Origin of the sequence: Bradyrhizobium guangxiense, assembly GCF_004114915.1 — a bacterium.
GTDB classification, from domain to species: domain Bacteria; phylum Pseudomonadota; class Alphaproteobacteria; order Rhizobiales; family Xanthobacteraceae; genus Bradyrhizobium; species Bradyrhizobium guangxiense.
This window is the reverse complement of sequence record NZ_CP022219.1, coordinates 2,651,934-2,677,240: the sequence shown is the minus strand read 5'-3', so window position 1 is coordinate 2,677,240 and position 25,307 is coordinate 2,651,934. Positions and strand designations below refer to the sequence as shown.

The following is a 25,307-nucleotide window of genomic DNA, read 5'->3' as shown; positions in this document are numbered from 1 at the left end:
CGTCGTCAGCCTCCGACGGCCTGGTAGGTCAGGCGCTTGAACTCGAAGAAGAACGGATTCCAGAAGCCCATATAGCGCTGGGCCATCAGCACGCCGGCGGTATTGGCCTCCGGACATATCCACCAATGGGTGCCCGCCAGGCCGCCCCACTGGAATTCACCGGTGGAGTTCGGCGGATCGAATGGCGTCGGCGCGAAGGTGACTGCGCCGCCGAGGCCAAAACCCTTGCCGGGGATCGGACCGAGATTGGCGAAACGGATGGTCTGACCCGCGGGCAGCTGGTTCGTCATCATCTGCCGCAGCGTCTGCGGCTTCAACAGCGCGTCCGAGCCCGGCAGCAGCGCGCGGACCAGCGCAAGCATGTCGGGCAAGGTCGAGACCAGGCCGCCGCCGCCCGAGAGGCGCGGGAACGGCCGCCGATAGGCTTGGGGAAACGGCAGATCGTCCGCGCGCGTGAGGCCGGGCTTCATGGGATCGAGCACATCGGCCCCATTGTAGAGCGCGACCAGCCTGCCCTGCTGTGCCTCGGGAACGTAGAAACCGGTGTCGGTCATGCCGAGCGGCTCGAAGATGCGCGCCTTGAGGAAGGCATCGAGGGACTTGCCCGAGACGACCTCCACGACGCGGCCGAGCACGTCGGTCGCCACCGAATATTCCCAGGCCGTGCCGGGATGATAGGACAGCGGCAAGTCGGCGAGCTTGTCGATCATATCGCTGAGCGGCGTCAGCGGATTGAGCACGCGCGCCTCGTTGTAACCCTTGAACAGCACCGTGCCGGGATCGAAGATGCCGTAGCTGAGGCCGGAGGTGTGGGTCAGGAGCTGGCGGATCGTGATCGGGCTTTTCGCCGGCTCGACATCGGCAAGGTTCGAAGCATCCTGCTTCAGCACCTTGCGATTGCCGAGCTGCGGCAGGATCTTTTCGACGGGGTCATCGAGACCGATCCGGCCTTCCTCGACCAGCAGCATGACCGCACAGGTGACGAAGATCTTGGTGTTGGAGAACGCGCGGAAGATGTGGTCGGGCCGCAGCGCTGCGTTCGCCTCGCGATCGGCAAAGCCGACGCATTGCTGGTCCACCACCTCGCGCCCGCGCAGCACCGCCCAGGACGCGCCCGGGATGATCTCCTGATCGACGTAGCGCTGCATCGCCGTCCGTACGGCGGAAAAATCGCTGACCCTGGCGTCCATGTGTCTCCCCGAATTTGTGGTTGGGACGGATATAACGAAAATTCACAGGAAATGAACGCCGCCCGGAGCGGAGCTATCCTTCCCTCATGAACGCGGTCACGTACAGCCGACGCCGGATCCGCATGCCCTGCCGACGGTACAGCGCGATCGCAGAGCTGTTGCTCGAAAACACGTGCAGGAACGGAATTTCGCCGCGCGCCTCGATTCGTCGTGCGACCGCAGCTAACAGCGCCTGCGCATAGCCGCGCCCGCGATAGTCCGGATGCACGCACACGGCTGTCATCTCGACGAACTTTCCCGGCTTCATCCGTTCGCCCGTCATCGCGACCAGCTCGCCGCCGGCGCGAATGCCGAGGAACGTGCCGAGCTCATGGGTGCGCGGCGCGAACGGCCCCGGCTTGGTTAACTCCGTCAGTGCCGTCATCGCAGGCACGTCGGCCGGCCCCAGCGTGACGATCTCGGCATCGCGGAGCGAACTGTCGGCGGGAGAGCCGATCATCTGCTCGCCGGTCTCGGCCAGCACGACCTTGAACCCGGCGGGCATCTCGACCGGCTCCGTCGTGAACAGCGCGGCGACTTGTGGACCCGACAAGAGATCGCGGAGCGCGGCAAAGCTCGCCGCGGACATGTCGACCATGTCGGCAAACGGCGTCATATCGGCGGGGTAGCGGAGCGCCCGTGGGCCACCCTCGGCCAGATGCTTCTGGCTCGTCGTCAGCGCGCTCCAGATCGGGCGATCCAGCAGCGCCTCATCGCTCTCGGACACCGGCCTAGTCCTTGTCGAAGCTGACGATCACCGCCGCATTGGCGATGAGGATGGGGTCGTTCGCGACTTCCGTGGCCGAGGGAATCTCAAGCCCGCCCTTGACCGTGGTGACAGTCACCGTGCCGTAAGGCAGCTCCTTGGCGACCGCCTCCTTGTCGACGGCTTCCGGATTCGGCACCCCGATCGTGACGTCCACGAACATGTCGTTTGCGGTCTTGCCGATCATCCGGAAGAAGCCGAGGCTGGAATGCCGGATCGCATCCGACACCGCCCGTTTCGCCGCCTTGGTAGCGTCCCGGCCATGGACGTCGACGCCCATGCCCATCTCGGTGACACAACGAATGCGGGTCATTTCATGTTCCTATGGCTGGGGTGGCTATAGCACTTCGGCTGGTCGGCATATTCCGTCATTGCGAGGAGCCCGCGTCAAGATTGCGAAGCAATTTTGCGCTGGCGACGAAGCAATCCAGACGGCCTCTGCGGAACGATTCTGGATTGCTTCGCTGCGCTCGCGATGACGATGTGGAAACAGTTTCGCCTCCCATCAATCACGCCTTCGCCTTCTCATGCGCGCGCAGCTCGTCCACGAGCACTCGCACATTCTCCGAATAATCGATCGGAATCGAGACCAGATGCACGCCACCTTCCCTAAAGGCGGCGTCGAGCGTCGGGCCAAAGCTGTCGATGCTCTCGATGCGATGCCCCTTCGCCCCGTAGGCCTTGGCGTAAAGCGCGAAGTCCGGATTGCCAAAGGTCATACCGTAATCGGCGAAATGATCCACCGCCTGCTTCCAGCGGATCATGCCGTAGGCGTTGTCCTCGAGCACCAGCACGACGAGGTTGAGCTTGAGGCGGACCGCCGTCTCCATCTCCTGGCTGTTCATCATGAAGCCGCCGTCGCCGGCGACCGCGAGCACGCGGCGGTCGGGATAGAGCATGGCGGCCATCATCGCGGACGGCAGGCCGGCGCCCATGGTCGCCAGCGCATTGTCCAGCAGCAGCGTGTTGGCGACGCGGGTGCGGTAGTTGCGCGCAAACCAGATCTTGTACATGCCGTTGTCGAGCGCGACGATACCGTTCTCCGGGATCACCTGGCGGATGTCGTGCACGATGCGTTGCGGCGTCGGCGGCCAGCGCGCCTCGGTGGCGCGGTCGGCGATGTGGCCGAGAATTTCCTCCCTGAGCGGCAGCAGCGCCGCGGCCTGCGGCAGCTTGCCTTCGAGCCGGTCGGCGAGCAGCTCCAGGCTCGGTCCGACGTCGCCGACGACCTCGGCGTCCGGAAAATAGACCTGCTCGACGCTCGCCGAGGTATAGCTGACGTGGATGACCTTCGGCCCCGACGGTCCCATGATGAAGGGCGGCTTCTCGATCGGGTCGTGGCCGATCGCAACGATCAGGTCGGCGGCGTCAATGGCATCGTGCACATAGTCGCGCTCGGACAGGGCGGCGGTGCCCATGTAGAGATTGGTGCCGCCGGGCACGGTGCCCTTGCCCATTTGCGTCGTGAAGAACGGAATGCCGGTGCGTCGCACGAAGCTTGCGATGCCGTGGGTCGATCGCGGCCGGCTGGTTGCCGCGCCCATCATCACCAGCGGGCGCTTCGCGGCCAAGATCATCTCGGCGGCGCGGTCGAGCGCGGCGCGATGGGCGACCGGGATCTCGATCGGATGGACCGGGATCACGGGAACGCCGGGCACCTCGTCGCCGGCGACGTCCTCAGGCAGCTCGAGATGCACCGGCCCGGGCCGCTCCTCCATCGCGACGCGAAACGCGTCGCGCACCACCGTCGGAATGCTGGAGGCGCTGACGATCTGCCGCGACAGTTTCGTCAGCGGCTTCATGGTCGCGACCACGTCCACGATCTGGAAGCGCGCCTGCCGGCTGCTCATGATCGGCTTCTGGCCGGTGATCAGGATCATCGGCATCGCGCCGAGATGCGCATAGGCCGCGCCGGTGGACAGGTTCAGCGCACCAGGACCGAGCGTCGAGAGACAAACGCCTGGCTTGCCGGTCAGCCGGCCATGGGTGGCGGCCATGAAGGCGGCGGCCTGCTCGTGGCGGGTCAGGACCAACTCGATCTTGGACGTGCGGAGCGATTCCACCACATCGAGATTTTCCTCGCCGGGAACGCCGAAGATGCGATCGACGCCTTCATTCTCAAGGGCCGCCACGAACAGGTCGGATCCCTTCACCTTTCGTTCCTGCCCGATCATGTCGCCTCCGCTTGAGAATAGCTCCCGTGTTCCCGGGCGCGAGCACATGGTAACGGCTCATGAGACGGGCACAACTCACAAAGAGGCGCGCGGCTGCATCCACCAGCGAGGAGCTCTTGCGACGAAGCAATCCAGAACCCCTCCGCGGAAAGATTCTGGATTGCTTCGCTGCGCTCGCAATGACGGAGCAAGAAGTACCGGCGTCGCTCGTGCAGCAAGCCTCTCCATTGCAGACATGCCTTCGCAGCCTCGCGGCGCATCTCGCCCGAGCTTTGCTTCGTCTCTTCACCCTCGTAATTGAAAGAGGGCGCAGGGAAGACCGGGAGCCCGCTGCCACCCGAGGTCCACTGTGCGAAATCCTGCGTAACAAGAAGCTGCACAGCGGCATACAGGTGTAGCCAGGACATCCCGGCCTTCCCTGCGCAGTGGGTTGACGGCTTATGTCGTGCTCTCCCCGGGGAGCGTTGCACTATTGCCCCCGTCGCCTTCTCGGATGACTGATGCGCGTGCCCGGTCGGGCCGCCACATCACCGCGAGACTTGACGCCAGCCTGCGGGCGCCAGGACCACACGATTTTGCCGTACGCCGATCACACCGGTCGTATGCGCGACACTCTCGCTCACGGCTCTCCGCCCTGCGAAGCTCTTCGCGCCGATGTCACCTGCGTCCACCGCCGCCCGACCCGCGTTCGTGACGATCGCGATACGCCCCTCTTCCTTGGGCCGGGTTACCGCGACACATACGACGTTTCCGACGCGCAGGCGCAGCGCGAGCTGGCGGTTCTGCGGGTAGAGCGCCGAGAGCGGCGTCGGCGATGGCGGGTGGTCGGCCAGCACCTCGACCAGCGCACCGCTGGCAAGATCCCCGGCAAAACGATAGCGAGGGGCCTGCGCCAGACCAAAGCCGAGCCGTGCGAGATCGGCCATGGTGTCCGAATTGTTGACGCGCACCCGGCTCGGCAGCGCGATTTGGCGAAGCGAGCCAGCGACGTAGAATTCCAGCGGCAACACCTCGCCGGTACGCGATGAAACGAACGCGACCATCTGGTGGCCGTCGAGCGCATCGGGGCGGGCTCGGAGGCTCGGCTCCGCGCGTCGCCAAATGGCTCGGCGACATCAGGGAGTTCTTCCCTGCACCGGTGGTGCAGGTGATCCAGAAGGACGCCTTCGAGCGCAAGGGTTTGCGCCAGATGCTGCTCGAGCCCGAATTCCTTGCAACCGTCGAAGCGGATGTCGGCCTGATCGCCGATCTGGTCGCGCTGCGCGGCGTGATGCCGGAAAAGACCAAGGACACCGCCCGCATCGTGATCGCCAAGGTGGTGGCCGAGCTGATGGAGCGGCTCGAGCGGCGCACCGCGGACGCAATCCGGGGCGCCTTGAATCGTTCGCTGCGCACCAATCGTCCGCGCTTTGCCGACATCGACTGGCCGCGCACCATCAAGGCCAATCTGCGCCATTATCAGACCGAGCATCGCACGGTCGTACCCGAGCGGCTGATCGGCTTCCTGCGCCAGCAGCGTCGCATCGTCGATCTCGACGAGGTGATCCTGTGTGTCGATCAGTCGGGATCAATGGCAACCTCGGTGGTCTATGCCTCGATCTTCGCGGCGGTGATCGCCTCGCTGCCCGTGGTCGCAACCAAGCTGGTCTGCTTCGACACCGCCATCGTCGACCTGACCGAGGAGCTCGCCGATCCCGTCGAGGTGCTGTTCGGCGTCCAGCTCGGCGGCGGCACCGACATCAACCGCGCCGTCGCCTGTTGTGAAGAGCGCATCGAACGGCCGGCAAAAGCGCATCTGATCCTGATCACCGATCTCTACGAGGGCGGCAATTCCGATGCGCTGGTCGACCGGCTGGCGCGGTTGGTAACGCGCAGGATCAATGTCGTTGTGTTGCTGGCGCTGACCGACGCCGGTCATCCCTCCTACGATCCCGTGCTGTCGGCGAAGGTTGCAGGCCTCGGCATTCCCGTCTTCGCCTGCACGCCGGACCAGTTCCCGGATCTGATGGCGACCGCACTGAAGCGCGAAGACGTCGCAAATTGGGCCGCCGACCAGGACATCAAGCTGATCCGGCCGGCGACCTAGGCAGCAACCAGCCGGTTGAATTGACCTGCCGGCGATATCTGACTACAGTCAGATATCATGCTGGACCCAATCTCTCGCGTTCGCCGCTTCAACCGCGCCGTCACCTCCGCCGTCGGGGCGCTCGATACCTCATTCCTCGGGCGCGGCCGCCCGCTCGGCGCGGCACGGGTGCTCAATGCGATCGGGCACGGGCGCTCGGACGTGGCGGAGATCCGCGACTATCTCGGGCTCGATTCCGGATTGATGAGCCGGCTCCTGCGCAGCCTCGAGGACGAAGGGCTGGTCGAGACCGAAGCGCATCAGGACGATGCGCGCCGGCGTGTCGCGACATTGACGCGTGCAGGCCGGCGCGAGTTCGCGGCCTACGAGGCACTGTCGAACGCGCAGGCCGAAGGCTTCCTGGCGCAGCATTCGCAACGCGAGGCGCTGCTGGCCGCGATGGACCTGGTCGCCTCCACCCTGACGCACGAGCGGATTGCGCTGGAGGAAGTGGATCCGCGCTGCGAGGAGGCGCGCCACTGCCTCGGCGAGTACTATGCCGAGCTCGGCCGCCGCTTCAGTCAAGGCTTCGACGTCTCGCTGTCGCGCGACCCCGATGCCAAGGACATGCGCCGCCCGCGCGGCACCTTCATCGTCGCGATCTCGGACACGCTGCCGATCGGCTGCGTCGGCTTGAAGGGGACGGATCACGGCTACGCCGAGGTCAAGCGCCTGTGGGTCGCACCTGCCGCCCGCGGGTTGCGGCTCGGCCGGCGCCTGATGGATGCGACCGAGAGCGCCGCGCGCGAGCTCGGCTTCACGCTGCTGCGGCTCGACACCAACAGCGCGCTGCCCGAGGCCGGCCAGCTCTACCGCACCACGGGCTGGCGCGAGATCCCGCGCTTCAATGACGATCCCTATCCCGACCTCTTCTTCGAAAAGCGGCTGTGAGCCGCGAGGCGAATTCGCCTCCTGCTGCGTTGTCCTTGCAGCCTAGGAGTTTTGCGATGAACAGCGCCGATCTCGCCGACCTCTATCGCAACTACATCGCCTGCCTGAACCGGCAGGACTGGCCGGCCCTCGGCCGGTTCGTGCATGACGATGTCGTCCACAACGCCCGGCCGCTCGGCCTGTCCGGCTATCGCGCGATGCTGGAGCGGGACTTTCGCGAAATCCCGGATCTGCGTTTTGACATCGCGCTGCTGATCTCGGATCCGCCCTGCATCGCGTCACGACTGCAGTTCGATTGCACGCCGATCGGGACATTCATGGGGCTTGCCGTCAACGGCAGGCGCGTGTCGTTCTGCGAGAACGTGTTCTACGAATTTGGCAATGACAGGATCCGGCAGGTCTGGTCAGTGATCGACAAGGCCGCGATCGAGGCGCAGCTCTGACGCTGCGCCTCGACACCGAAGCTCACGCCGCAGCCGGGGCCACCTCGCCTTGCGGCTTTGCGAACGGCCTGAACGTCATCGCCATCAGGAAGGCACCGAGGCCCATCGCCCAGGACGCGACGTAGAGCCAGGCGTAGCTGGAGAACGCGTCGTAGATCAGACCGCCGGCGAGCGGGCCGGTGGCCATGCCGAGGCTGCCGGCCATCGCGGTGCCGCCGATCACCGTGCCCATCATCTTGAGCGGAAAATTCTCGCGGATGATCACCGCGTAGAGCGGCATGGTGCCGGCATAGATGAAGCCGAAGACGGCGCCGACCGCGTAGAAGGTCGCGAGCTGATGCGCGAAGACGTAGGCGAGCGCGCCGAACGCCTGCAGCAGCAGGCCCGACACCAGCACGCGCTTGGCGCCGAACCGGTCGCCCATCAGGCCGAAGGCGATGCGGCCGCCGAGGCCGGCAAACCCCTCGATGCTGTAGATCGTCACCGCCGCGATCAGCGGGATACCGCAGCTCACGGCGTAGCTGACGGTGTGGATGATCGGGCCGGAATGGGTGGCGCAACAGAAAAAGTTGGTCGCGAGCAGAACCAGGAATTGCGGCGAGCGCAGCGCCTCGCCCATCGACATCTCGGCCGCCGCACCACCCTCACCCCTCGGCGCAGTTGGGACTTGCGCGAGTGCCGGCGGACGGCGCACCAACAACGAGACCGGGATCATGATGGCGGCGACCACCAGCGCCACGATCTGCATCGAGGTCCGCCAGTCATGGCCGGAGACGAGCCAGGCCGCGAACGGCGACATCGTCATCGGCGCCACGCCCATGCCGGCCGACACAAGCGACACGGCCAAGCTGCGATGGGTGTCGAACCAGCCGGTGACGGTCGCCATCATCGGCGCGAAGATCGCCGCGCAGGACGCGCCGGACAGAAGGCCGAACACGAACTGGAACGCTAGCAGCGAGGTGGCATGGCTGGCCGCAAACAGGCTGAGCGCCAGCACGGTCGATCCCGTCAGCACCACCGGCCGCGGCCCGAACCTGTCCGTCAGCGTGCCCCAGGCCATGCTGGTGAACGCCATCGCCAGAAAGCCGATCGTCATCGCGCTGGAAATGCCGGTCACCGACCAGCCGGTGTCCCTGGCGATCGGCTGCAGGAACACCGGCAGCGAAAACATGCCGCCGATCGCGACGCAGCCGAGCAGGCCGCCGGCTGCGACGATCACCCAGCGATAGGGGGATTGAGTCATATGGGTCTCCCAAGATGATCTTGTCTGAGAGGAAGACGAATGGGAACCGCGCCGGCCGACATGGGATCACGCAAGTTTTCGCGGGCCTCGCCGACAAAAATCGCGAAAACAACCCCATGCACAGTAGCCGGCCTCTGCGGGATCAAGGACTTAACGACCGGGCAAATGAGCTGCCAGAGGCTTTCGACGGCGCGCCGCGATTTGACCCGTCGGGCAAAACAGCGGCGGCCAGCGGAACGTCCATATGCAAGCCTCACATCGCTGCGCTGCGGCGCCACGCGCCGACCGTGAGCCAGACCGCCGAGACCAGGAAGTAGAGCGCGCCGACCGCGGCGTAGCCCGCGACGTTCGCGATCGAGGGGATTGCGGGCATCGTAGCCTGAAAGATGAAGAAGCCGCCCGCCAGGGCCGATTGGCCGCCGCTGAGCACCATGGCCCACTGCGCGCCGAAACGCTTCCAGCGCCGCAAGGCCGTGCCGAGCTGAAGCAATCCGGACAGCATCGCCCAGGCCCCGAAGATCCCGAGCACCCAGTTCATGCTCACCTGCAAGGCCAGAGCGACCGCGATGGCGGTCACCACGCTGACCAGCACGTTCAGGCCCTGCGTGCGGTTTCGGTTCAATCCGCCGCTGCAGAGCGCGTCGAGATAATTGGCGGCGGCGTCCCATGCCGGATAGGCGACGAGCAGCGTTGCCGCGATGACCGCAGACGACGGCGCGATGGCAAAGGCCGCAATGACCCAGGTGACGGAAAACGCGGCCCGCAGGAAGTAATATTGCTTCAGCCATTGGGTATCGTCCGCGAAGTCCGAACTCGTCTCACGATCTCTCACGCTCATTCTCCTTACCTACTAGTTGGTAGCCTTGCGATGCAACGATCGACGCCACACGGCCTTTGCAGCCTTGTCGCTCCGTCAGTGCCTGGTGGACAGCCGGTCCAGCAGCGGCCGGGTGATGGTCCCGAACATCCTGGGATCGCCATAGGCGCGCGCCGACAGCATCGCGCCGTGAACGGTCGCCATGAACCCTTCAGCCTCGACCTTGGCAGAGCTGGCGAGATGCAGCTGCCCCTTCCGCTTGCCGCGCTCCAGCACCGATGTCAGCCACGACGCCAGGGCACGAAAATGCGCGCGGACTTCCAGCGCGACCTCGTCGGGGAGGATCGGAAGCTCGCTGGCAAGCAGCGCGCAGACGCAGAAGGGAGCGGTCGCATCGGTGATGCACGCCTCCCAATAGGCCACGTAGTTTTCGAGCTGGTTGCGCGGGTCCGGAATGTTGCGCTCGAGTGCCGCCAATCCGGCCTGGGCCTCCTCGCGATAGCGCGACACCAAAGTGCGGACCAGATCGACCTTGCTGGCAAAATGATGATGGATGCTCGGCTTGCGAATGCCGACCACGTCGGCAATGTCCGCATAGCTGAAGCCGTTGTAGCCGCCGGCAATGATCAGCGAGCGCGCGCAGGCCAGAATGTCGTCGGCAGTCGAGGAGGCGTTGCTCATGTGACGCATCTACCTTCCAGTTGGTAGACCGGTCAAGACGAGATGCTTCAATGATCCGTGAATGCTAGGAGCCCTGCATGACCATTCGTCCGATCGTCCGCTACCCCGACCGCCGGCTCGCGATGCCGGCTCGCCCCGTCACCGTGTTCGACGACGGCTTGCGCGAGCTGGCAGCCGACCTCCTGGAGACCATGCGCGCCGCGCCCGGCATCGGCATCACCGCGCCGCATATCGGCGTGCCCGTGCGCGTCGTGGTGCTGGATCTCGACGCCGGGGACGGCCCCCTCACCTACGTCAACCCCGTCGTTGAATGGGCCTCACCCGAGATGATCCTGCACCGCGAGGGCAGCGTCTCGATGCCCGGGGTCAACGACGAGGTGCAACGCCATGCGCGCGTGCGGATCAGCTACCACGATCTCGACGGCAACATTCAAAGCGAGGAGTCGGAGGGCTTGCGCGCGGTGTGCCACCAGCACGAGATCGACCAGCTCGACGGCATGTTCTGGATCCAGCGATTGTCGCGGCTGAAGCGGGAGCGGCTGGGGAAGAAGTACGAGAAGATGGCGCGAAACTCGTAATGCATGTGCCCCCTTGCAGGGCTATCGCATACGGCTTTGCGCGACCTGAGCGCACGCCTCGTCCTTCGAGACGACCGCTTCGCGGCCTCCTCAGGACGAGGCTAAGCAGCATCGGCGCTCTTGAAACGAGTGCCGCACACCAGGTCCTCATCCTGAGGGTCCGCCAACGGCGGGCGTCTCGAAGGATGGCCACAGGCGAAGTCGCTCCCTCTCCGCACGCCCGGCGCCCTCACGCGCGCTTCCCGCCCCTTCTGGTGATCGGTGCATTGCGGCGCTCGCGCTTGCCGCGCGCGATCTCGGTTGCCAGCGCGTCGAGCTTCGGCTCCCAGAAATTCCGGAACTGACCGATCCACGCATCCACCGCCCGGAGTCCCGCGACATCGACCGAATAGAGCCGCCGTTGCGCCTCCGCCCGCACGTTGGCAAAGCCGCTCTCTCGCAGCACCTTGAGGTGCTGCGAGACGGCCGCTTGGGTGATGCCGAACTCGGCCCCGATGATTTCGACGACCTCGCCGGATGCCATTTCGTTTTGGCCGAGCAGCTCGAGGATGCGGCGGCGGACGGGATCGGCGAGGACCTCGAAGATTTGCATCAGCTTCCTGTGCCGGGATGAGCGATGCCGGGCGGCACCTCGCCGCGGTAGAACGCGATGGTGCGGTCCGAGCGCCGTTTCGCCTCGTCAGGATCGACCCCGCTTGCGACATGCGCCGCACGCCAGGATTCGCCGCTGGTCGTCATGAAGTCCTTGCCCTCCGGCGAGACCATCCACGCCTCGGCCGTCTCGTGGTCGACCGATGCCCCGGTCGCAAGATATCGCTCCAGCCCCGCCAGCGCGAGATCCCAACCGACCCCCACCGCTCCCGGGCCGAACTGATTCCAATGATCCTCGATGATCGCGGTGTGCTCAAGTATCAAACGTGCCTGGCTTCGTTCGGCCGCCAGCCTGACCTCGATCCAGCTCGTGGCGCCGCCGAATTCCCATGTCGCGGCGAAATGGGTCGGTGGCGTGCACGCCGTGATGGTGCCGCCCGCATTGCCCTTGACCTGATAGCGTCCGCCGAGTTGGAGGTCCCCCTCGACCGCCGCAAACCAGCGCGGAATGCGCTCCCTGCTGGTCACGGCGTCCCAGAGATCGTCGACGCTGGTGTCGTAGAGCCGCGTCAGCGTCACCGTGCTGGCGGGTTTCCCGTCCTTCTCGAAGTTCGTCACCGAACGCGTGACAAGCCCCAACACCCTGGCGACGTCGATCTGCATTGGATTCCTCCTGATGGTCTCGTTGAAGGATAAATACCGATCTCCACTAATATAAGTCAATACTTATATTAATGTCCTCTGCGTCAAACCGCCTCGGCGCGGCGATGCGAACCGAACACCGGTTCAAGAGTCTGTTTGTCCTCGCCCTGCGAGGCCTGGATCAGTGGGAAGGAAATTCATGAAAGTTCGCAAATTCGCCGTCGCCGACGCATCATTCGAGCGCTCGCCGGGACAGGACGGCGAGATCTTTGCCGCCAATGTGATCGACCAGCGCCACGGCGGCCCGATCACCATCGGTTTCGGCCGCTACGCGGCGAACCAGAGCCTCGACGAAAAGCTCACCGTCGACGATGTCATGCTCGTCCTCGAAGGACAGCTTTCGGTCACCAGTGGCGGCAGCACCGTCACTGCAGGTCCCGGCGAGATCATTTACATGCCGAAGGGCGAGATGGTCACCATCCGCTCGCACGAGCAAGGCGCCGTCACCGCTTACGTCACCTATCCGCATTGGCAGGAGGCGCGCGACGGCGCGGCCTAACGGGTGACGTGCGTGTTCGACCAGGTTGTCGTCGCCCGGCTTGACCGGGCGACCCAGTACGCCGGTCAAGCCGGGGCATGACAGCGCGTGCGTGGCGCGAGCGGTGCGATAGCCCTACCCGCCCGCCATCAGCGCCTTTGCCAGCGCCATGTAGGCCGGCAGCGTCACGGGATCGTTGGCGGCGTTGCCGGCGACGGGGTGCGAGGCGTAGCGCGCGATCACCATCTCGGCCTTGGGATCCACATAGATGCCCTGGCCGTAGACGCCGCGCGCCATGTAGGCGCCGTGCGCGTTGTGGGTGACCCACCATTGATTGCGATAGGACGCGCCCGGCAAGGTGGTGTAGCCGGCCGGCTTGAACTTTTCGGGGTCGCCGCCGCGCGCGATGTCCTCGACCACCTGCGACGGCACGATCTGGCGGCCGTTGAAACGGCCGTAATTGCGCACGGTCTCGCCGAACCGGGCGAGATCGCGCAGTGTCGTGGAGAGCCCGCCGCCGCCGCTCTCGGTGCCGATGCGGTCGACGTGATAATGCGCGTCCTCCTCCGCTCCCATCGGCTGCCAGATCCGCTCGGACAACAGATCGGACAGCGTCAGGCCGCTGGCGCGGCGGCAGATCCACGCGAGCACGTCGGTGTTGACTGTCTTGTAGGCGAAGGCCTTGCCGTGCTCGCCCTGCTTCCTTTGCGCGACAAGGAAATCGAAAATGTTGGTCGCGCCTTCATAGTCCGGCGGGATCGGCGCCATGCCGTTGGCGCGCCGCAGGCCCCACACGTCCGAATTCTTGTCGGTGTAGATTTCGGTGTAGGCGAGCCCCGTGGTCATATCCATGACCTCGTGCACGCGCGCGTCCCCGAACGCGCTTGTCTTCAGCTCCGGCACATAGTCCATGACGGGCGCCTGCGGATCGATCTTGCCCTCGGAGACCAGAATGCCGGCGAGCACGCCGGTGAACGACTTCGTCACGGACATGCCGATATGCGGCTTGTGCGGCTTCAAGGCGCCGAAATAGCGCTCATAGATCAGCCGGCCCCGATGCAGCACGGCAATGCCGTCGGCATAGGTCTCCTCGAGCATCTTTGCGAAGGTCATCGGACGGCCGTCCATCGTGGTCGAAGCCACCGCGCCGATATCTTGCTCCGCGCGCGGCAACACCGACGCCGGCCCGGCCCCGCGCCAGACATTCACCGTCGGCACCAGCTGGCGGATATTGCTCCAGGCCCAGCGCAGCTCGGGGAAATTGCGGAAGGAGCCGTCCTGGAAGGTGATGAGGCGATCGGCGGATGGCGGGAAGCCGCGCATCCAGCCGAGGGCTTCGGGGTCGGTTGTGGTGGACTGGCTAGCGGCAGGCGCGGCTGACATGAATGCTGGCTCCGGACGGACACTGCGAGCGTCGTAACACAGCATGGCTCGGCGGAGATCCAGCATTTGCGCCGGGCGGCTACGCAATGATCGCGTCGACGGCGATCCTAGCCGACGGCGGTCTCACTTCGGTTTGCCGGGTTGCTACCAGCTCGTCGCCGAGGTCGCTGGTGATCACTCTGACGTCGTTGAGCTCACCGCTGGAAAAGGATCAACGCTATCCAGAGGACGTCAGCCGCCAAACCGCTTGACGAGCTTAGAGCCCTTGGCTGTTTCAATCTGCTGCTTGGTCAGCTCGCTGCCCACGCTCAGGCCCGTCGTCATGAGGTTGTTGCGCAGTGCCGCCGCCTGTCTCTCGTTGTCGTAGTCTATTTCGACGTGATCAACACTCATGAGATGGCCAAATTCATGGGCCCAGGCGCGTCCACTGGCGAAGTCATCGCCATACCACTGCACGAAGCTGGCCGGCTCTGGATCGCTATGAAGGTATGAGCCCCCGCCTGCTGAAAGGTTTGGAATCGGATTGACCAGATAAATGTGGATCGCATTATCGGCCGCATGGCGGAGGCTGAGAACATCCAGCACCTGCTTGTCGTTGCCGCGAGCACTCTTTGCCATGTCAAGCGGCCTGTCTGTCAGGCAATCATTGATCACGAAAGTGATCTTCGCCTGTGACCAGATCTTGTTGACCACATCCAGAGCCTTTTTGGCGGCAGCACAATCCCATTTCACGGGCTCCAGAACCCCCTTTTCGGCAAATGGCGTGATGTAAATTTTCACTGGAATGGGCATGAAAGTCTCCAAGTCGATTTTCGAATTCATTCCGCCAAACGCTGCATTTTGCACTCTGATGGTGCGCCTTCTGAACTGGGCAAGGCGTCCAGATATCATTCGATCGAATGACGACCTCCCTACCAACAGACGGCTATTGAACGCCGTCCAAGCAAGATCGCACAAACAGTGAGGCTGCAATACCCTGATCGAGGTTGGCTGGCGGCCGGACGTTTCGATCGGTTCAACTTTGGAGAATTTTGATGGCCGTGCAACCGTTGCGCAACGAAAGGCGCCCCCTGAAGCCGCTGCAGCCCTGGACTCAGCCGGACAACACCTCCAGGTACAAAGTGAGGACCGGAGACACCTGGCTCACCCTGGCGGCCCGCAACCATCATCAGTATTCCGAGCACGACATCATCTGGGTCAATTTCCGCCTCAGCCCGCTCGACCGCTTCTACACCGACCAGGTCAATTGGTATCTGCGTGAATATGTCGGTTGCCGCCACAGCCTCGACGGAGGTCGGAACTGGGCTTTTACGGACGACGCCGACCCGGGATACATCTTTCTTCCGAACTTGACGTACAACGAGGACGCGATCGCCATCACCGGCAGGAGGGGCGTGGGTGGAGTCAGCGCTCCCGGATACAGCGATCAGAACGCATACGATACGATATCCCAGGCGCTGGACATCTATGGCGTTGCCGACATGGGCATCAGCATGTCGGAAATTCCGCTTGGTGCTCTTGCTGAAGGTGGAATGATCGTGACCGGGGCGCTCGCCTCCATTGTTGGACCCTTCGTTGCACTGGGCTCCCCTTATAACGACGCCCTGAAGTACAAATCGCGACAGCATTTCTTCGGTGGATTTTGCTCATCCTTTGTCATGAGGGCCGACGGTTGGTCGGCCGCGATGGTCAGCGACTTCTATCCCCCGCTCGGCTATCCGCCGCTCGACAGCGTCTTTCCCGAGAAGCGCGAAACGTTCCGCAAGCTCTACAATTTCGGACTTCAGGCCGGCCGCTTGCAGGCCTCTCGGCTGAATACCGTCGACCGGAAAAACCTCTTCGTTCTGCTGCGCAGTCGTCTTTCCGACGCGGACGGGCGCTATTGGAGCGGTGACGTCAAGGAATGGTCGGTTCGAAAGAAGAAAGATTACTACGATCGCCTTGGTGCCATTCTCCTAAAAATGATGTTGGACAACGACCTGAAGATCAAGCTGCGGTGACTTGTCCATCTGTGACGCTGGAAGCTTCTGAACGCGTGGCGCAGCCCGATCGCTCCGGGGGCCTCGAAACCTATTCGGTGACCAGATTCCGGGCCGGCGGTGGGTTCCCCCCTTACGCGTCGCTCACCGAAGGTTGCTACAACGCCCCGCGCCGCCGCCTCTCGGAGGGGCGAGATAGGCGAAACAGAAACAAATAATCATATCAATAACTTAGAACTCATGCAGCAGGCGTGCCGAATTGCTCCTGTTGCACCAGCCCTTGGCCCGCCGAAACTTTGAATGCGACCTTGAACGCGTTCGCTTTGAGCAACGACAACATGAGGAATGGACCAGCCTCCAAACTGTTACTGTACGCAGACGGGTGGCCGCCAGTAACGTACGAATTGGTTCAGTGAGCAATTTTTGCGTTCTATGCGGCCGTCTTAGCGACGCGACGACTATCTTTCGGGCAGACGCTGGGTGTTTCGCCATGAGATTGTATAGACACCTCCAAGTTTGTTTTCTTCTCGCTGCTGCGCTGTTCCTGACCTCTCAGGCAGCTTGGGCAACAAAGCGAGTGGCCCTGGTGGTCGGCAATTCCAGCTACCAGAATGCCCCCCTCCTCCCGAACCCTGCCAACGACGCCGCAGCCATCACCGCGACCTTGAAGAGCGCAGGTTTCGACGTGGTCGACTCCAGGCTCAACCTCGCTGCGACCGACATGCGGCGGGCTCTGAGGGAGTTCGCCGATCAGGCCCGCGACGCCGACATTGCCCTGGTGTACTATGCGGGCCACGGTATCGAGATTGACGGAACGAACTATCTGATCCCGACAGACGCTAGACTCGAACGCGACACCGACATCTATGACGAGGCGTTCTCGCTCGACCGCGTTCTGCTCGCGATTGAGCCTGCAAGGCAGCTGCGCGTCGTGATCGTCGACGCCTGCCGGAACAATCCGTTCGCGGATTCGATGAAACGGACCGTTGCCTCGCGATCAATCAGCCGCGGGCTGGCCAGGGTCGAGCCCACCGTCTCCAACACCCTGATCGCGTTTGCGGCAAAGGCCGGACTGACGGCACTGGACGGCAACAGCAAGAACAGTCCGTACGCGTCGGCTCTCGTGAAATACATCGCAAAGCCGGGTCTCGACTTGCGCAGGGCCTTCGGCTTCGTGCGCGATGACGTCCTGCAAGCCACCGGCAACCGGCAGGAGCCCTATGTTTACGGCTCCCTGGGCGGCGAGGACGTTGCACTTGTTCCGGCTGCCAAGGCAGAAGAGCCGACACAAGCTGCCAATCCCCAGTCCGAAACGCGCCGTGACTACGAACTGGCGCTGCAGCTGCGCAATAAGCCTGCTCTGAACGCATTCCTGAGCCAGCATCCGGACGGATACTATGCGAACCTCGCCAAGCTGCAGCTGAATCAGCTCGAGGCCGAAGAGGCACGCGTTGCTGCGACAGCGAAGGCGCAGCAGGCCGAGCAGGAACAGGCTCGCCTGATGTCCCAGGGCGCCCAGCGTGTCGACCGGGAGAAGGCCGCTGCGGATCTGAAGGCTGCCGAAGAGGCCCGTGTCGCCGCCGAGAAAGCGAAGCAAGCTGCGCTCGAGCAAGCGACTGAAGCGGAGCGGAAACGAACTTCGTCGGAATCCACAATCGTCGCAGGGCTTTCCGAGAATAAGCCGGCTATTGGGAGCACGATTGCGGATGGTCCCACAGCAGCGACGTCCGCCGAGGCCAACAGCACGACGAGGCTCGCCGCGTTGAGCGCCGAGCCGCGCCCGACCGATATCGCAAAGGCCGATATCGCCAAGTCGGTACAGGGCGAATTGAGTCGCGTCGGCTGCTTTACCGGTGCCGTCGATGGCCAGTGGAATGCGGCTTCACAGCGTTCGCTGGCTTTGTTCAACCGGCACGCGGGAACGACATTTGATGCAAAGCTCGCAAGTCTCGACGCGCTTGACGCAATCAAGCTCAAGCCAGCCCGGGTCTGTCCCCTGATCTGCGATCATGGCTACAAGGCTAATGGCGACCAGTGCGTCAGGATCACGTGTGCCGAGGGCTCGTTCCTCAACGATGACAACGAATGCGAGAAGCGGCGCGGAAAGAAGCCCGTTGCCAAGCGCAACACGGACGAAGGTGCGTCACGTGCCGATCGTCCGGCGCGCGAAAGATCGGAGCCCACGGCGGACGTTCCGCGGCGACAAACCACGGCGAAGGCAAGTGGCGGAGGCGGCAGCGGCCAGATCGTTTGCGATCAATATTTGTGCCGTCAGGTCCGTCGCGGCTGCCACCTCGACTACCGTGGCGGGGGGGGCCCCGGCGGCAATACCGGGAATGTCGAAGTCTGCAATTAGCAAGGTGCGAGTTCGCCAGCCGTCATAGGAAGCCCTATCGAGGATCTGACGAACAATCGCACGTAACATCGGGTCGGCCCAAGTCCACGCCGGACCCGCTCGATGCGGAGCGACCCTCGTGGTGGCGTGTGAGCTCGAACAGAAAGACGCCAAGTCCTTTCCGGGGGTGACGCTCTTTACGAAGCGGCTGGCGCCCGGCATGAAGCCGACGGCGGTCTATCTTCCGCCAAAGCGCGTCACGACCGCCACCAAACTGGATATCGTGATCTGGCTGCATGGCTTCTACGTCAAAGACCATGAATTCCTGTTTCACGACGATCCGGCCCGGCTCCGCGAACAGGTTCGGGATTCCGGCAAGGACGTCGCGCTCATCGCGCCGTTTCTGGGCTATGAATATGCCGTCGGCGATACCTTTGCTGGAAATTACAGCGTCAAGGATCTGGCAACGTCGAACTGGGGGGAACGCTACCTCGACGAAATCCTGGGAGCTCTGGCCAAGTTCCTCGGAGGCTCTTCGACGTCCATTCCTCAACTCCAGATTGGCAAGCTCATCATCGCTTGCCACTCCGGCGGTGGCAACGGCATGCGCAATCTGGTCGGAACTCTCGGAAAGTATCAGGCTAAGCTGACTGCTTGTTGGGGATTTGACTGTCTTTACGGCGCCAAGGCGCGACCTGACGATGCGACCTTCTGGTACCAGTGGCTGTCCGGACAGAGCAGTTGTGCACTCGAGATCGTGTATGGTCCATCAACGCTGCCGCAGTCCGTGAAGTTGGATCTGATAGGACGCGGGCTGGCGACCTCCGACGGCAATCAAGCGCAGCCTCAGCGCCCTGCCCTCAAGAACCTCCGCGTGACCGTAGGTCACTACGATCTGTTCCCGGCATTCGGTCAGATGGTCAGAGTCAACGATCTGGACGAAGCTTTCGTTGATCGGTTCATGATACCTCAGGTCGCCGACCAACCACGGTCGCATCAGAAGTCTGCATCGTCGAGTGGTGAGTTTCTCCAACGCGCGATTTCCAATGTTCGCAGCGCATTTCCATTCCCCAACGACATTCATTACATGATCGCCCGTGGCGGCTTCTTCAGCCGGCTCAGCAAGCTCTGACGCTGGCGGCTTATCCTTACGAGTTCACTTGATGGAATAGGGTTTGACGTCGAACGACCAATTGTTCGGCAACAGCCTTCCACTGGCGTTGTCCGGCACGCGCAGCTCACTGGTCCAGGCCGATAGATAGCTCAGTGCCGCGGCTTGATCTTGTAGCTTGCGCGGCAAGTCCGGCAAGTCGAGTAGTTGGACACGTCGCTCGCTCAGGATCGCGATCATCATTGCAGATCCTGCTGGCGGTGCGACGACGTACTCAAAACCTTTCTGCCGTGCAGCCGGGCTTGGAACGACAAATTCGACGCCAGGCTTGACGAGATTGATATCGCGGCCGTCCGACTGCGCCAGCAGCTCGGGAGTCGGAAAAATCTGGGACATCCGTCCTTCCGCATCGATGTCGACCAGAATGAGATATCCGGGCTTCCTGGCGGTGACGCCAAACGAGACCTTGCTGCCGAGCGTGACGCTCTGGCCTGGCATGATCTGGAGCGACACACCTGCAGCATTGCTTGGGCTACGCACCGCCTGCACGGGCCAAAGCCACCATTCATGCGTGCGGACAGACGGCGCTGCCGACGGCAGCGGCGCCGCGCGGGCGGCTTCCCCACCAACCAGCAGCGGTAGAAAGAGGATTGCGAGCCAGGAGCGCTGCCGGTGGATCAGCTGCAAAGACGGCACCGGCTGCTCTCCTCAGGGAGCACTGAAGAAGCCGATCGAGGCGATCCGGGCGTCCGCGGGCAAGTAGCGTTCGAGGCTCTTGATCATCTGCCCCGAGGCACGGCGCCGGTTGAGCTGTATCAACGCAGTCTCGAGGTCGACCATGCGCTGTTGCGACGTCACTGCAACGATCTGTTCCGCGCCAAAGGGTTCACCGACCTTCAGCGGCAGCCGCAGGCTCGCAGAGCGGGCCACTGCAGGATCGGAGCCCACCGGATACAACATTTGGATGGTGCCGTCGCCGGACACGTTGAACAACAACACGGCCCTCGATGCCACATCCGACAGGTCGACCTGGACGGTTTGGCCGGCACGCTGCTGGCGGTCGTCTGGCCATATACGCATCATCTGAGGCGACCGAACCGCGATACGCTTGAGTTCACGAATGGCCGCAGTCCGGTCAACAACGGTCGACAGACCGGCAACGTCCATTCCATACGCAACCACGTCGCCCCATGCGATCACATCGTGCGACACAGGATCCCAGATGAGGTCCGGGTTGTCAGTGGGTTGGACGGCCTGTACGGGAATGTCCTTTGTCGTCACGCTCGCGAAGTAGTTCGTCTTGCCGTCGAGCGCCGCGAGCCGGATCGGCGAAGCGAGGCGAAGCGGTGGCGTGTCGCTGATCGGAAGGTCCTTGACCGGGGCCGCGGCGAGGGTCGGCGCGGTGGATGCCTTGGCCGTGACAGCCGGCGGCGGGGATGCCTGGGCCTCGGCCGGCGCGCCGGTCCCGGCAGAGCCAGAGGCTGCTCTTGCGGCCGGCCCCTGAATCAAGACGACGCCGCGCGTCAAGCCGAAGGCAACCTCGGTCTCCGGTGCCTGTGGCGGCGATGATATCGTCACGATGTTCTGGCGCTGGTCCGATAGCTGATAGACCACCTGCCGAACATTGCTGAAGAGCTCCTTCAGCGTCACCTTCCCATCGTGGTTGATGTCCGCGCTCCCTTCCACCGCCCGCGCCACCGCGTAGCTGAGAGCCCCGCGCAGGCCCTCGATGCCGGGAATGCGGACTTCCGGCGCCTTCGTGTAACGGTCCACCGCGGCAAGGAATGCCGTGCGATCGAGGTCGAGTTCGGACTTCGGATCGTTGCTATCAGAGACCGGCTTCAGTTCGTCGACCAGCAGCGTATAGCGCGGCACCTGCCGGAAGCTCATTTCGGCGGCACGCGGATCGATATCGCGCACCATGCCGCCACCATGGCAGGTATCAGCCACGAAGATCACCTTCGCTCCGCGCAACTCGAACTGCCGGATGAAATGGTTGAACTCGCTCCCGAGAATGCGTTCGACGGAGCCGGTCGGCGTGGTTGCGAAGCCCGGCAGCAGGAACACGTTTTCCATCCCGTCCGGCTCCGAGCCCTTGACGCGCTCCGGCTCCTGAGTGCCATGACCGGCGATCGACAGAAAGATGAGGTCGTTGTTCCCGGTCCGCTCCACCAGCGCACTGATTTCGCGCAAAACGCTCGCCCTGTCGGCCTGTGCATTCACGAGTTCGACGACGTCGCCGACCCCCATCGACTTCAAGCTGACGACAATGTCACTGGCGTCGGCAACCGCGCCCTTCAGTTTGCGTACGTGCTGATAGTCGTCGATCCCGATGACGAGCGCGCGCACCGCCGCTCCCTCTGGGTTGCTGATCGCCAAACCGCCGGCAGCACGCGCCTGCGGGGCCGTCAACCCGATCAACCCGGCCAGACCGATCGCTGCGCATAGCCGCCCGATCTTCCACTCACGTCGCCTGGGCATTCGCATCGTAAGCCACCTCGACATCCTGCCTACCCATTCTGTAGCGCGAACGACACAGCCGGTTCAGCGCCTCTTACTTGCCGTCTTGCGCCCCGCCTGTGGTTCGGTCTCGGGATAGGCGCTTGCAGAAACCGTTGCCTGATCATCCGCGAAGGCCTTGAAGCGGACCGGAACGTAGCCGCGCGAGAGCAGGCTCGCCAGCGGATAGACATTGCGGCAGACGCGGCCGTTGCAGCCGCCAGTCGAGGATTCCATCACCTCGGCCTTGCGATCGGGCGTGAATCGCAGGAACAACATCACGTGCGAGCCCGGCTTGTTCAAGGCATCGCCAGGCTTCAGGTCCCACGGATTTGCCACCGGGGCCGCAATCGCGGGAATTGCGGCAGTCGTGTAGTGGACCGAGAGCCCCCACGTGGCGCTGACGAATGCCGAACAGTCGACGCCAGCCACATCCGGTCGCGGCGCGTTGCGCGTGCACACATTGCCGGCCAGCGTTCCGCTCTCGATCCGCTGCCGGAAGTTCGCGAGCGAACCGTGGCAGCCCCAGCAATAGGGGACGCCGCGCACCTCCTGGTTCACCTTGCCCTGCAAATACCAAGGCCGCCGGACACGGCTGAAGCCGCTGCACTGGCTGTCGGGATCGCTGCCGTAGTTCGCCTGCGTGAGCTTCCACTGGATGCCCTCGAACGCAAACGCGGTCTCGATCGCCTGTTGTCGATTGGACGGCCTCACCGCGGCCGACGTGTTGACGACGACGCCGGTTTGCGATGCCGGCGCAGCTGCCGTTCGCGACGGCCGCACATCGATGATCGACACGTTATTGAGAGGCCTGAAACCGACGCCGACCACCTCGATGCCGTCGGGCTTGGTCCGTAGAAAATAGACGTCGCCGTCGCCGGAGACTGTCACGAACCGTCTGGTCAACGGCGCATTTTCGAGGGGAAGCTCATAAATTCCCTCCAGACGCCCGTTCGCGGCGTAGCGCGCCACGAACGTGGAGGCGTTCTTGCCCGACGGCGGAACGTCTTCCGCCAGCACGTAAAAGCGGTCGCTGTTGTCGATCTCGAGGAATTCCACCGCGCCGAGCTGGTTGCGAACCCGCAGGCTGAGTTGACCGATCGTCTCGTTGGAGACCATGGTCTGGATCTCGACCCGAACGCTCGCATTGCCCTTGTCCGGAATGATATCGGCGATCACGGAGCCCTTGCCCCGAGACGCCACATATTGCCTGTCGGGCTGCCGCGTCGTCTTGATGATGGCCGCGCGGGTATTCTGGTCGAGCAGGTCGGCTGCGCTGCCGGGCGCCTGCGAACCCATCTGGGCAAAAGCGGAGACGGCAAGCCGATCGTCCACGCCACGGCTCGAGACCTCCTCGAGCTGGATCACGTCGCCGCCGAGTCCGCGCGTGGATTGTCCCGCCGCTGCCTTCAGAGTCCGCACGCCGCCGTCCCAAACCATGATGTCATCGTTGCGGACGACGAGGTCGGTCGGCTGAACGTCCTGCGGCATCCTGAGGACGTCTGGATCAGAATTCGGCTGTTTGGGATCGAACTGGAGAATGCGGCCGTTGATCTGGTCAAGCACGAACAGGTTGCCCTGACCGTCGACGCTGATCGCTTGCGGACCGCCGAGTTCCACGTCCTCGCTGGCCGGGACAATGCCGACCATCGAAGCACCTGAACCGCCGCCAAAGCTGCGTACGACAGTATCGTCGGCGCGCGCCTGGGTTCCGAGGAGCCCGGCGCCAACGATGACGACCCTAATCCAACGCCTTGGACGAAGCATGTTCAATGTACCCCGAACCGATCGCCGCGTCAGATCGACTAATCCCAGGTGCCGGAAACGCGGCGCTTCAATTGGTGGTGAGCAATCTCGATCGCGTTCAATCCATCACTGGACGGTGATCGTCCTAACCCTCTTCAGCTTGCGGTGCAAACCATGGCCCGGAACAGATTTGAGCAAGTGAATGAAGTCCAGTCCGACGCAATCACGCTGGTCCTCAAGCGCGACCATGACGGTGCTTCCGGATCAATCGTGCTGCCGGCAGCAGCGAGCGGGGGACGACTGACCACCGACCAGACCAGTGCTCAGTTGCCGGCGCAGGACGCCTTTCGTGGCGCGATCCGACTGGCGAACGATTTGAAGCTCGCGGTGGTGGTGTGCGACCCGGAAGGGGTCTGGAAATCCGAGTGGGGCGATCTCTATCAGCCGATCGAATGAGGCACACCGGGCGCAACCGACATATGTTGCGCCGCCACATGGAGACAAGCATGGTGAACGCCTCCCCTGCCCAACCGTCCTCCCGAATATCGGCTTTGGGGTTGGCGTTGTTGGCTGCGACGGTGTGGCCGGCCCGAGCCAACGATTCAGCCGCGGAATTGTCCATCGGCGGGCTTCAATTCGTGCGCACCAGTAACGTGACCATGGCGAGCGAGGACCTTCGTATCGCACTCGACAGCGTCAACGTTCGCTACCAGTTCACCAATGTCCCCGCCAAGCCGATCACACTGACCGTCGCCTTTCCGCTGCCCGACATCGACCTCTCGGAATCCGAGAACATTGCCCTGCCGTCGAATGATCCCGTCAACTTCGTCGACTTCACGACCAAGATCGACGGCAACTCGACGCCACTGAACATTGATCAGCGGGCCATGGTCGGCAACAAGGATGTCAGCGCCTTGCTGCGTGAACTAAAACTGCCGCTGTTGCCGATCGGCGACCGTGAGATTCGAGTGGCTGAGCTGCCCGAGGCGACCCGAACTCGGCTCGTGGACGACGGACTCCTGCTGCCTGCCGGGAGGAGTGACAACGGTCGCCAGCAATATGTGCCCGGCTGGGTCGTCAAGACCTCGGCGGTCCGTCAGCAGGTGTTTCCGGCCGCCAACACCGTCACCGTTGAGCACCAGTATCGGCCGAGCGTCGGCTCCAGTCCGGACACCATCCTACGCTCTGGCCTGCGTCGCAGCAGCGCTCTCAGTCAGGAGGTTCAGCGCTACCGGAAAGAGTACTGCATTCAGGACGCATTCCTTGCAGAACTCGACAAGCGCGCAGGCAGCAACCAGGCCAACACCAGCAAGCTGCAGGAACGACGCATATCATATGTGCTGAAAACCGGAGCGAATTGGGCGGGCCCGATCCGATCGTTCAAGCTGACGATCGATCCAGGGGGCAGCGACCGTCTGGTGAGCTTCTGTCCTGGGCGGCTGAAGGCTTCCTCCACCGGCGGCACGCTTGAATATACCTCGACCGATTTCAAGCCGGATGCCGATCTGAAGATCCTGGTCATCGGAACGTTTTGAG

Annotated in this window: 24 protein-coding genes and 1 pseudogene; 10 read left to right on the top strand and 15 right to left on the bottom strand. The window is 63.5% G+C overall.

The window, feature by feature from the left end:
- Nucleotides 1-5 precede the first annotated feature (5 nt).
- The 5 genes and pseudogenes from X268_RS12450 to X268_RS39840 all read right to left on the bottom strand — a co-directional run.
- Nucleotides 6-1,190: a serine hydrolase domain-containing protein gene (locus X268_RS12450; RefSeq protein ID WP_128925231.1), complete on the bottom strand. Its 1,185-nt coding sequence runs from the start codon at nt 1,188-1,190 to the stop codon at nt 6-8.
- A gap of 73 nt (nt 1,191-1,263) precedes the next feature.
- Nucleotides 1,264-1,956, bottom strand: a complete 693-nt coding sequence (locus X268_RS12445) for a GNAT family N-acetyltransferase (RefSeq protein WP_128925230.1) — start codon at nt 1,954-1,956, stop codon at nt 1,264-1,266.
- A 4-nt stretch (nt 1,957-1,960) separates the two neighbouring features.
- Nucleotides 1,961-2,308: a Lin0512 family protein gene (locus X268_RS12440; RefSeq protein ID WP_128925229.1), complete on the bottom strand. Its 348-nt coding sequence runs from the start codon at nt 2,306-2,308 to the stop codon at nt 1,961-1,963.
- 196 nt (nt 2,309-2,504) lie between these two features.
- Nucleotides 2,505-4,169, bottom strand: a complete 1,665-nt coding sequence (locus tag X268_RS12435) for an acetolactate synthase large subunit (protein WP_128925228.1) — start codon at nt 4,167-4,169, stop codon at nt 2,505-2,507.
- A 752-nt stretch (nt 4,170-4,921) separates the two neighbouring features.
- Nucleotides 4,922-5,242, bottom strand: a pseudogene (locus X268_RS39840) (LysR substrate-binding domain-containing protein); the annotation flags it as partial.
- On the opposite strand from X268_RS39840, the gene X268_RS12425 reads away from it, so the two are divergent.
- The 3 genes from X268_RS12425 to X268_RS12415 are packed head-to-tail and all read left to right on the top strand — an operon-like array spanning nt 5,194 to nt 7,628.
- On the top strand, nt 5,194-6,255 hold the full coding sequence (locus X268_RS12425; protein ID WP_245477872.1) for a VWA domain-containing protein: 1,062 nt from the start codon (nt 5,194-5,196) through the stop codon (nt 6,253-6,255). The pseudogene X268_RS39840 and the gene X268_RS12425 overlap by 49 nt on opposite strands.
- 57 nt (nt 6,256-6,312) lie before the next feature.
- On the top strand, nt 6,313-7,185 hold the full coding sequence (locus X268_RS12420) for a bifunctional helix-turn-helix transcriptional regulator/GNAT family N-acetyltransferase (RefSeq protein ID WP_128925227.1): 873 nt from the start codon (nt 6,313-6,315) through the stop codon (nt 7,183-7,185).
- 56 nt (nt 7,186-7,241) lie between these two features.
- Complete coding sequence (locus X268_RS12415) at nt 7,242-7,628, top strand: ester cyclase (RefSeq protein ID WP_128925226.1); 387 nt, start codon at nt 7,242-7,244, stop codon at nt 7,626-7,628.
- A 22-nt stretch (nt 7,629-7,650) separates the two neighbouring features.
- On the opposite strand, the gene X268_RS12410 is transcribed toward X268_RS12415, so the two are convergent.
- From X268_RS12410 to X268_RS12400, 3 genes are all read right to left on the bottom strand, one after another.
- Nucleotides 7,651-8,871 carry an MFS transporter gene (locus tag X268_RS12410; RefSeq protein ID WP_128925225.1) on the bottom strand — a complete coding sequence of 407 codons (1,221 nt, stop codon included), beginning with the start codon at nt 8,869-8,871 and terminating at the stop codon, nt 7,651-7,653.
- A gap of 253 nt (nt 8,872-9,124) precedes the next feature.
- The gene (locus X268_RS12405; protein WP_430648341.1) at nt 9,125-9,703 is read right to left on the bottom strand and encodes a DUF308 domain-containing protein; all 579 of its coding nucleotides are present in this window, start codon (nt 9,701-9,703) and stop codon (nt 9,125-9,127) included.
- Nucleotides 9,704-9,784: 81 nt separating this feature from the next.
- Entirely contained in the window at nt 9,785-10,369 is a 585-nt protein-coding gene (locus X268_RS12400; protein WP_128925223.1) for a TetR/AcrR family transcriptional regulator, read from the bottom strand.
- Nucleotides 10,370-10,446: 77 nt separating this feature from the next.
- Between X268_RS12400 and X268_RS12395 the strand changes: the two genes are divergently transcribed.
- Nucleotides 10,447-10,947: a peptide deformylase gene (locus tag X268_RS12395; RefSeq protein WP_128925222.1), complete on the top strand. Its 501-nt coding sequence runs from the start codon at nt 10,447-10,449 to the stop codon at nt 10,945-10,947.
- A 229-nt stretch (nt 10,948-11,176) separates the two neighbouring features.
- Here the strand turns inward: X268_RS12395 and X268_RS12390 are convergent, their stop codons facing one another.
- Nucleotides 11,177-11,539, bottom strand: coding sequence for an ArsR/SmtB family transcription factor (locus tag X268_RS12390; RefSeq protein ID WP_128925221.1), 363 nt, complete (start codon nt 11,537-11,539; stop codon nt 11,177-11,179).
- Nucleotides 11,539-12,201, bottom strand: a complete 663-nt coding sequence (locus X268_RS12385; protein WP_128925220.1) for an SRPBCC family protein — start codon at nt 12,199-12,201, stop codon at nt 11,539-11,541. Before X268_RS12385 ends, X268_RS12390 begins: the two co-directional genes overlap by 1 nt.
- A gap of 178 nt (nt 12,202-12,379) precedes the next feature.
- Between X268_RS12385 and X268_RS12380 the strand changes: the two genes are divergently transcribed.
- Nucleotides 12,380-12,739 (top strand): AraC family ligand binding domain-containing protein, encoded by a 360-nt coding sequence (locus X268_RS12380; RefSeq protein ID WP_128925219.1) that lies wholly within the window; start codon nt 12,380-12,382, stop codon nt 12,737-12,739.
- 114 nt (nt 12,740-12,853) lie between these two features.
- Here the strand turns inward: X268_RS12380 and X268_RS12375 are convergent, their stop codons facing one another.
- Nucleotides 12,854-14,101, bottom strand: a complete 1,248-nt coding sequence (locus X268_RS12375) for a serine hydrolase domain-containing protein (protein WP_128925218.1) — start codon at nt 14,099-14,101, stop codon at nt 12,854-12,856.
- Nucleotides 14,102-14,332: 231 nt separating this feature from the next.
- Complete coding sequence (locus X268_RS12370; protein ID WP_128925217.1) at nt 14,333-14,893, bottom strand: hypothetical protein; 561 nt, start codon at nt 14,891-14,893, stop codon at nt 14,333-14,335.
- Between the two features lie 242 nt (nt 14,894-15,135).
- On the opposite strand from X268_RS12370, the gene X268_RS12365 reads away from it, so the two are divergent.
- From X268_RS12365 to X268_RS12355, 3 genes are all read left to right on the top strand, one after another.
- A complete protein-coding gene (locus X268_RS12365; RefSeq protein WP_128925216.1) occupies nt 15,136-16,101 on the top strand; it encodes a hypothetical protein in 966 nt (321 codons plus the stop codon).
- Between the two features lie 469 nt (nt 16,102-16,570).
- Nucleotides 16,571-18,436: a caspase family protein gene (locus X268_RS12360; protein WP_128929232.1), complete on the top strand. Its 1,866-nt coding sequence runs from the start codon at nt 16,571-16,573 to the stop codon at nt 18,434-18,436.
- A gap of 118 nt (nt 18,437-18,554) precedes the next feature.
- Complete coding sequence (locus tag X268_RS12355) at nt 18,555-19,547, top strand: hypothetical protein (RefSeq protein WP_128925215.1); 993 nt, start codon at nt 18,555-18,557, stop codon at nt 19,545-19,547.
- 24 nt (nt 19,548-19,571) lie between these two features.
- Here the strand turns inward: X268_RS12355 and X268_RS12350 are convergent, their stop codons facing one another.
- From X268_RS12350 to X268_RS12340, 3 genes are read right to left on the bottom strand one after another with little or no spacing between them, the layout of a single operon-like run.
- Entirely contained in the window at nt 19,572-20,222 is a 651-nt protein-coding gene (locus X268_RS12350; RefSeq protein ID WP_128925214.1) for a DUF4384 domain-containing protein, read from the bottom strand.
- A 12-nt stretch (nt 20,223-20,234) separates the two neighbouring features.
- The gene (locus X268_RS12345) at nt 20,235-22,013 is read right to left on the bottom strand and encodes a caspase family protein (RefSeq protein ID WP_164937685.1); all 1,779 of its coding nucleotides are present in this window, start codon (nt 22,011-22,013) and stop codon (nt 20,235-20,237) included.
- A 57-nt stretch (nt 22,014-22,070) separates the two neighbouring features.
- Nucleotides 22,071-23,792 (bottom strand): hypothetical protein, encoded by a 1,722-nt coding sequence (locus tag X268_RS12340; RefSeq protein ID WP_128925212.1) that lies wholly within the window; start codon nt 23,790-23,792, stop codon nt 22,071-22,073.
- Nucleotides 23,793-23,969: 177 nt separating this feature from the next.
- Here X268_RS12340 and X268_RS12335 point away from each other — a divergent pair, with 177 nt between their 5' ends.
- Nucleotides 23,970-24,227, top strand: a complete 258-nt coding sequence (locus tag X268_RS12335; protein WP_245477871.1) for a hypothetical protein — start codon at nt 23,970-23,972, stop codon at nt 24,225-24,227.
- 50 nt (nt 24,228-24,277) lie between these two features.
- The gene (locus X268_RS12330) at nt 24,278-25,306 is read left to right on the top strand and encodes a DUF4424 domain-containing protein (protein WP_245477869.1); all 1,029 of its coding nucleotides are present in this window, start codon (nt 24,278-24,280) and stop codon (nt 25,304-25,306) included.
- Nucleotide 25,307: the final 1 nt, after the last annotated feature.

Coding starts and splice junctions, on each gene's coding strand:
- X268_RS12450 (WP_128925231.1), bottom strand. CDS start 1,190: ATGGACGCCAGGGTCAGCGATTTTTCCGCCGTACGGACGGCGATGCAG.
- X268_RS12440 (WP_128925229.1), bottom strand. CDS start 2,308: ATGACCCGCATTCGTTGTGTCACCGAGATGGGCATGGGCGTCGACGTC.
- X268_RS12435 (WP_128925228.1), bottom strand. CDS start 4,169: ATGATCGGGCAGGAACGAAAGGTGAAGGGATCCGACCTGTTCGTGGCG.
- X268_RS12425 (WP_245477872.1), top strand. CDS start 5,194: ATGAAACGAACGCGACCATCTGGTGGCCGTCGAGCGCATCGGGGCGGG.
- X268_RS12420 (WP_128925227.1), top strand. CDS start 6,313: ATGCTGGACCCAATCTCTCGCGTTCGCCGCTTCAACCGCGCCGTCACC.
- X268_RS12415 (WP_128925226.1), top strand. CDS start 7,242: ATGAACAGCGCCGATCTCGCCGACCTCTATCGCAACTACATCGCCTGC.
- X268_RS12410 (WP_128925225.1), bottom strand. CDS start 8,871: ATGACTCAATCCCCCTATCGCTGGGTGATCGTCGCAGCCGGCGGCCTG.
- X268_RS12400 (WP_128925223.1), bottom strand. CDS start 10,369: ATGAGCAACGCCTCCTCGACTGCCGACGACATTCTGGCCTGCGCGCGC.
- X268_RS12395 (WP_128925222.1), top strand. CDS start 10,447: ATGACCATTCGTCCGATCGTCCGCTACCCCGACCGCCGGCTCGCGATG.
- X268_RS12390 (WP_128925221.1), bottom strand. CDS start 11,539: ATGCAAATCTTCGAGGTCCTCGCCGATCCCGTCCGCCGCCGCATCCTC.
- X268_RS12385 (WP_128925220.1), bottom strand. CDS start 12,201: ATGCAGATCGACGTCGCCAGGGTGTTGGGGCTTGTCACGCGTTCGGTG.
- X268_RS12380 (WP_128925219.1), top strand. CDS start 12,380: ATGAAAGTTCGCAAATTCGCCGTCGCCGACGCATCATTCGAGCGCTCG.
- X268_RS12375 (WP_128925218.1), bottom strand. CDS start 14,101: ATGTCAGCCGCGCCTGCCGCTAGCCAGTCCACCACAACCGACCCCGAA.
- X268_RS12370 (WP_128925217.1), bottom strand. CDS start 14,893: ATGCCCATTCCAGTGAAAATTTACATCACGCCATTTGCCGAAAAGGGG.
- X268_RS12365 (WP_128925216.1), top strand. CDS start 15,136: ATGGCCGTGCAACCGTTGCGCAACGAAAGGCGCCCCCTGAAGCCGCTG.
- X268_RS12360 (WP_128929232.1), top strand. CDS start 16,571: ATGAGATTGTATAGACACCTCCAAGTTTGTTTTCTTCTCGCTGCTGCG.
- X268_RS12345 (WP_164937685.1), bottom strand. CDS start 22,013: ATGCGAATGCCCAGGCGACGTGAGTGGAAGATCGGGCGGCTATGCGCA.
- X268_RS12340 (WP_128925212.1), bottom strand. CDS start 23,792: ATGCTTCGTCCAAGGCGTTGGATTAGGGTCGTCATCGTTGGCGCCGGG.
- X268_RS12330 (WP_245477869.1), top strand. CDS start 24,278: ATGGTGAACGCCTCCCCTGCCCAACCGTCCTCCCGAATATCGGCTTTG.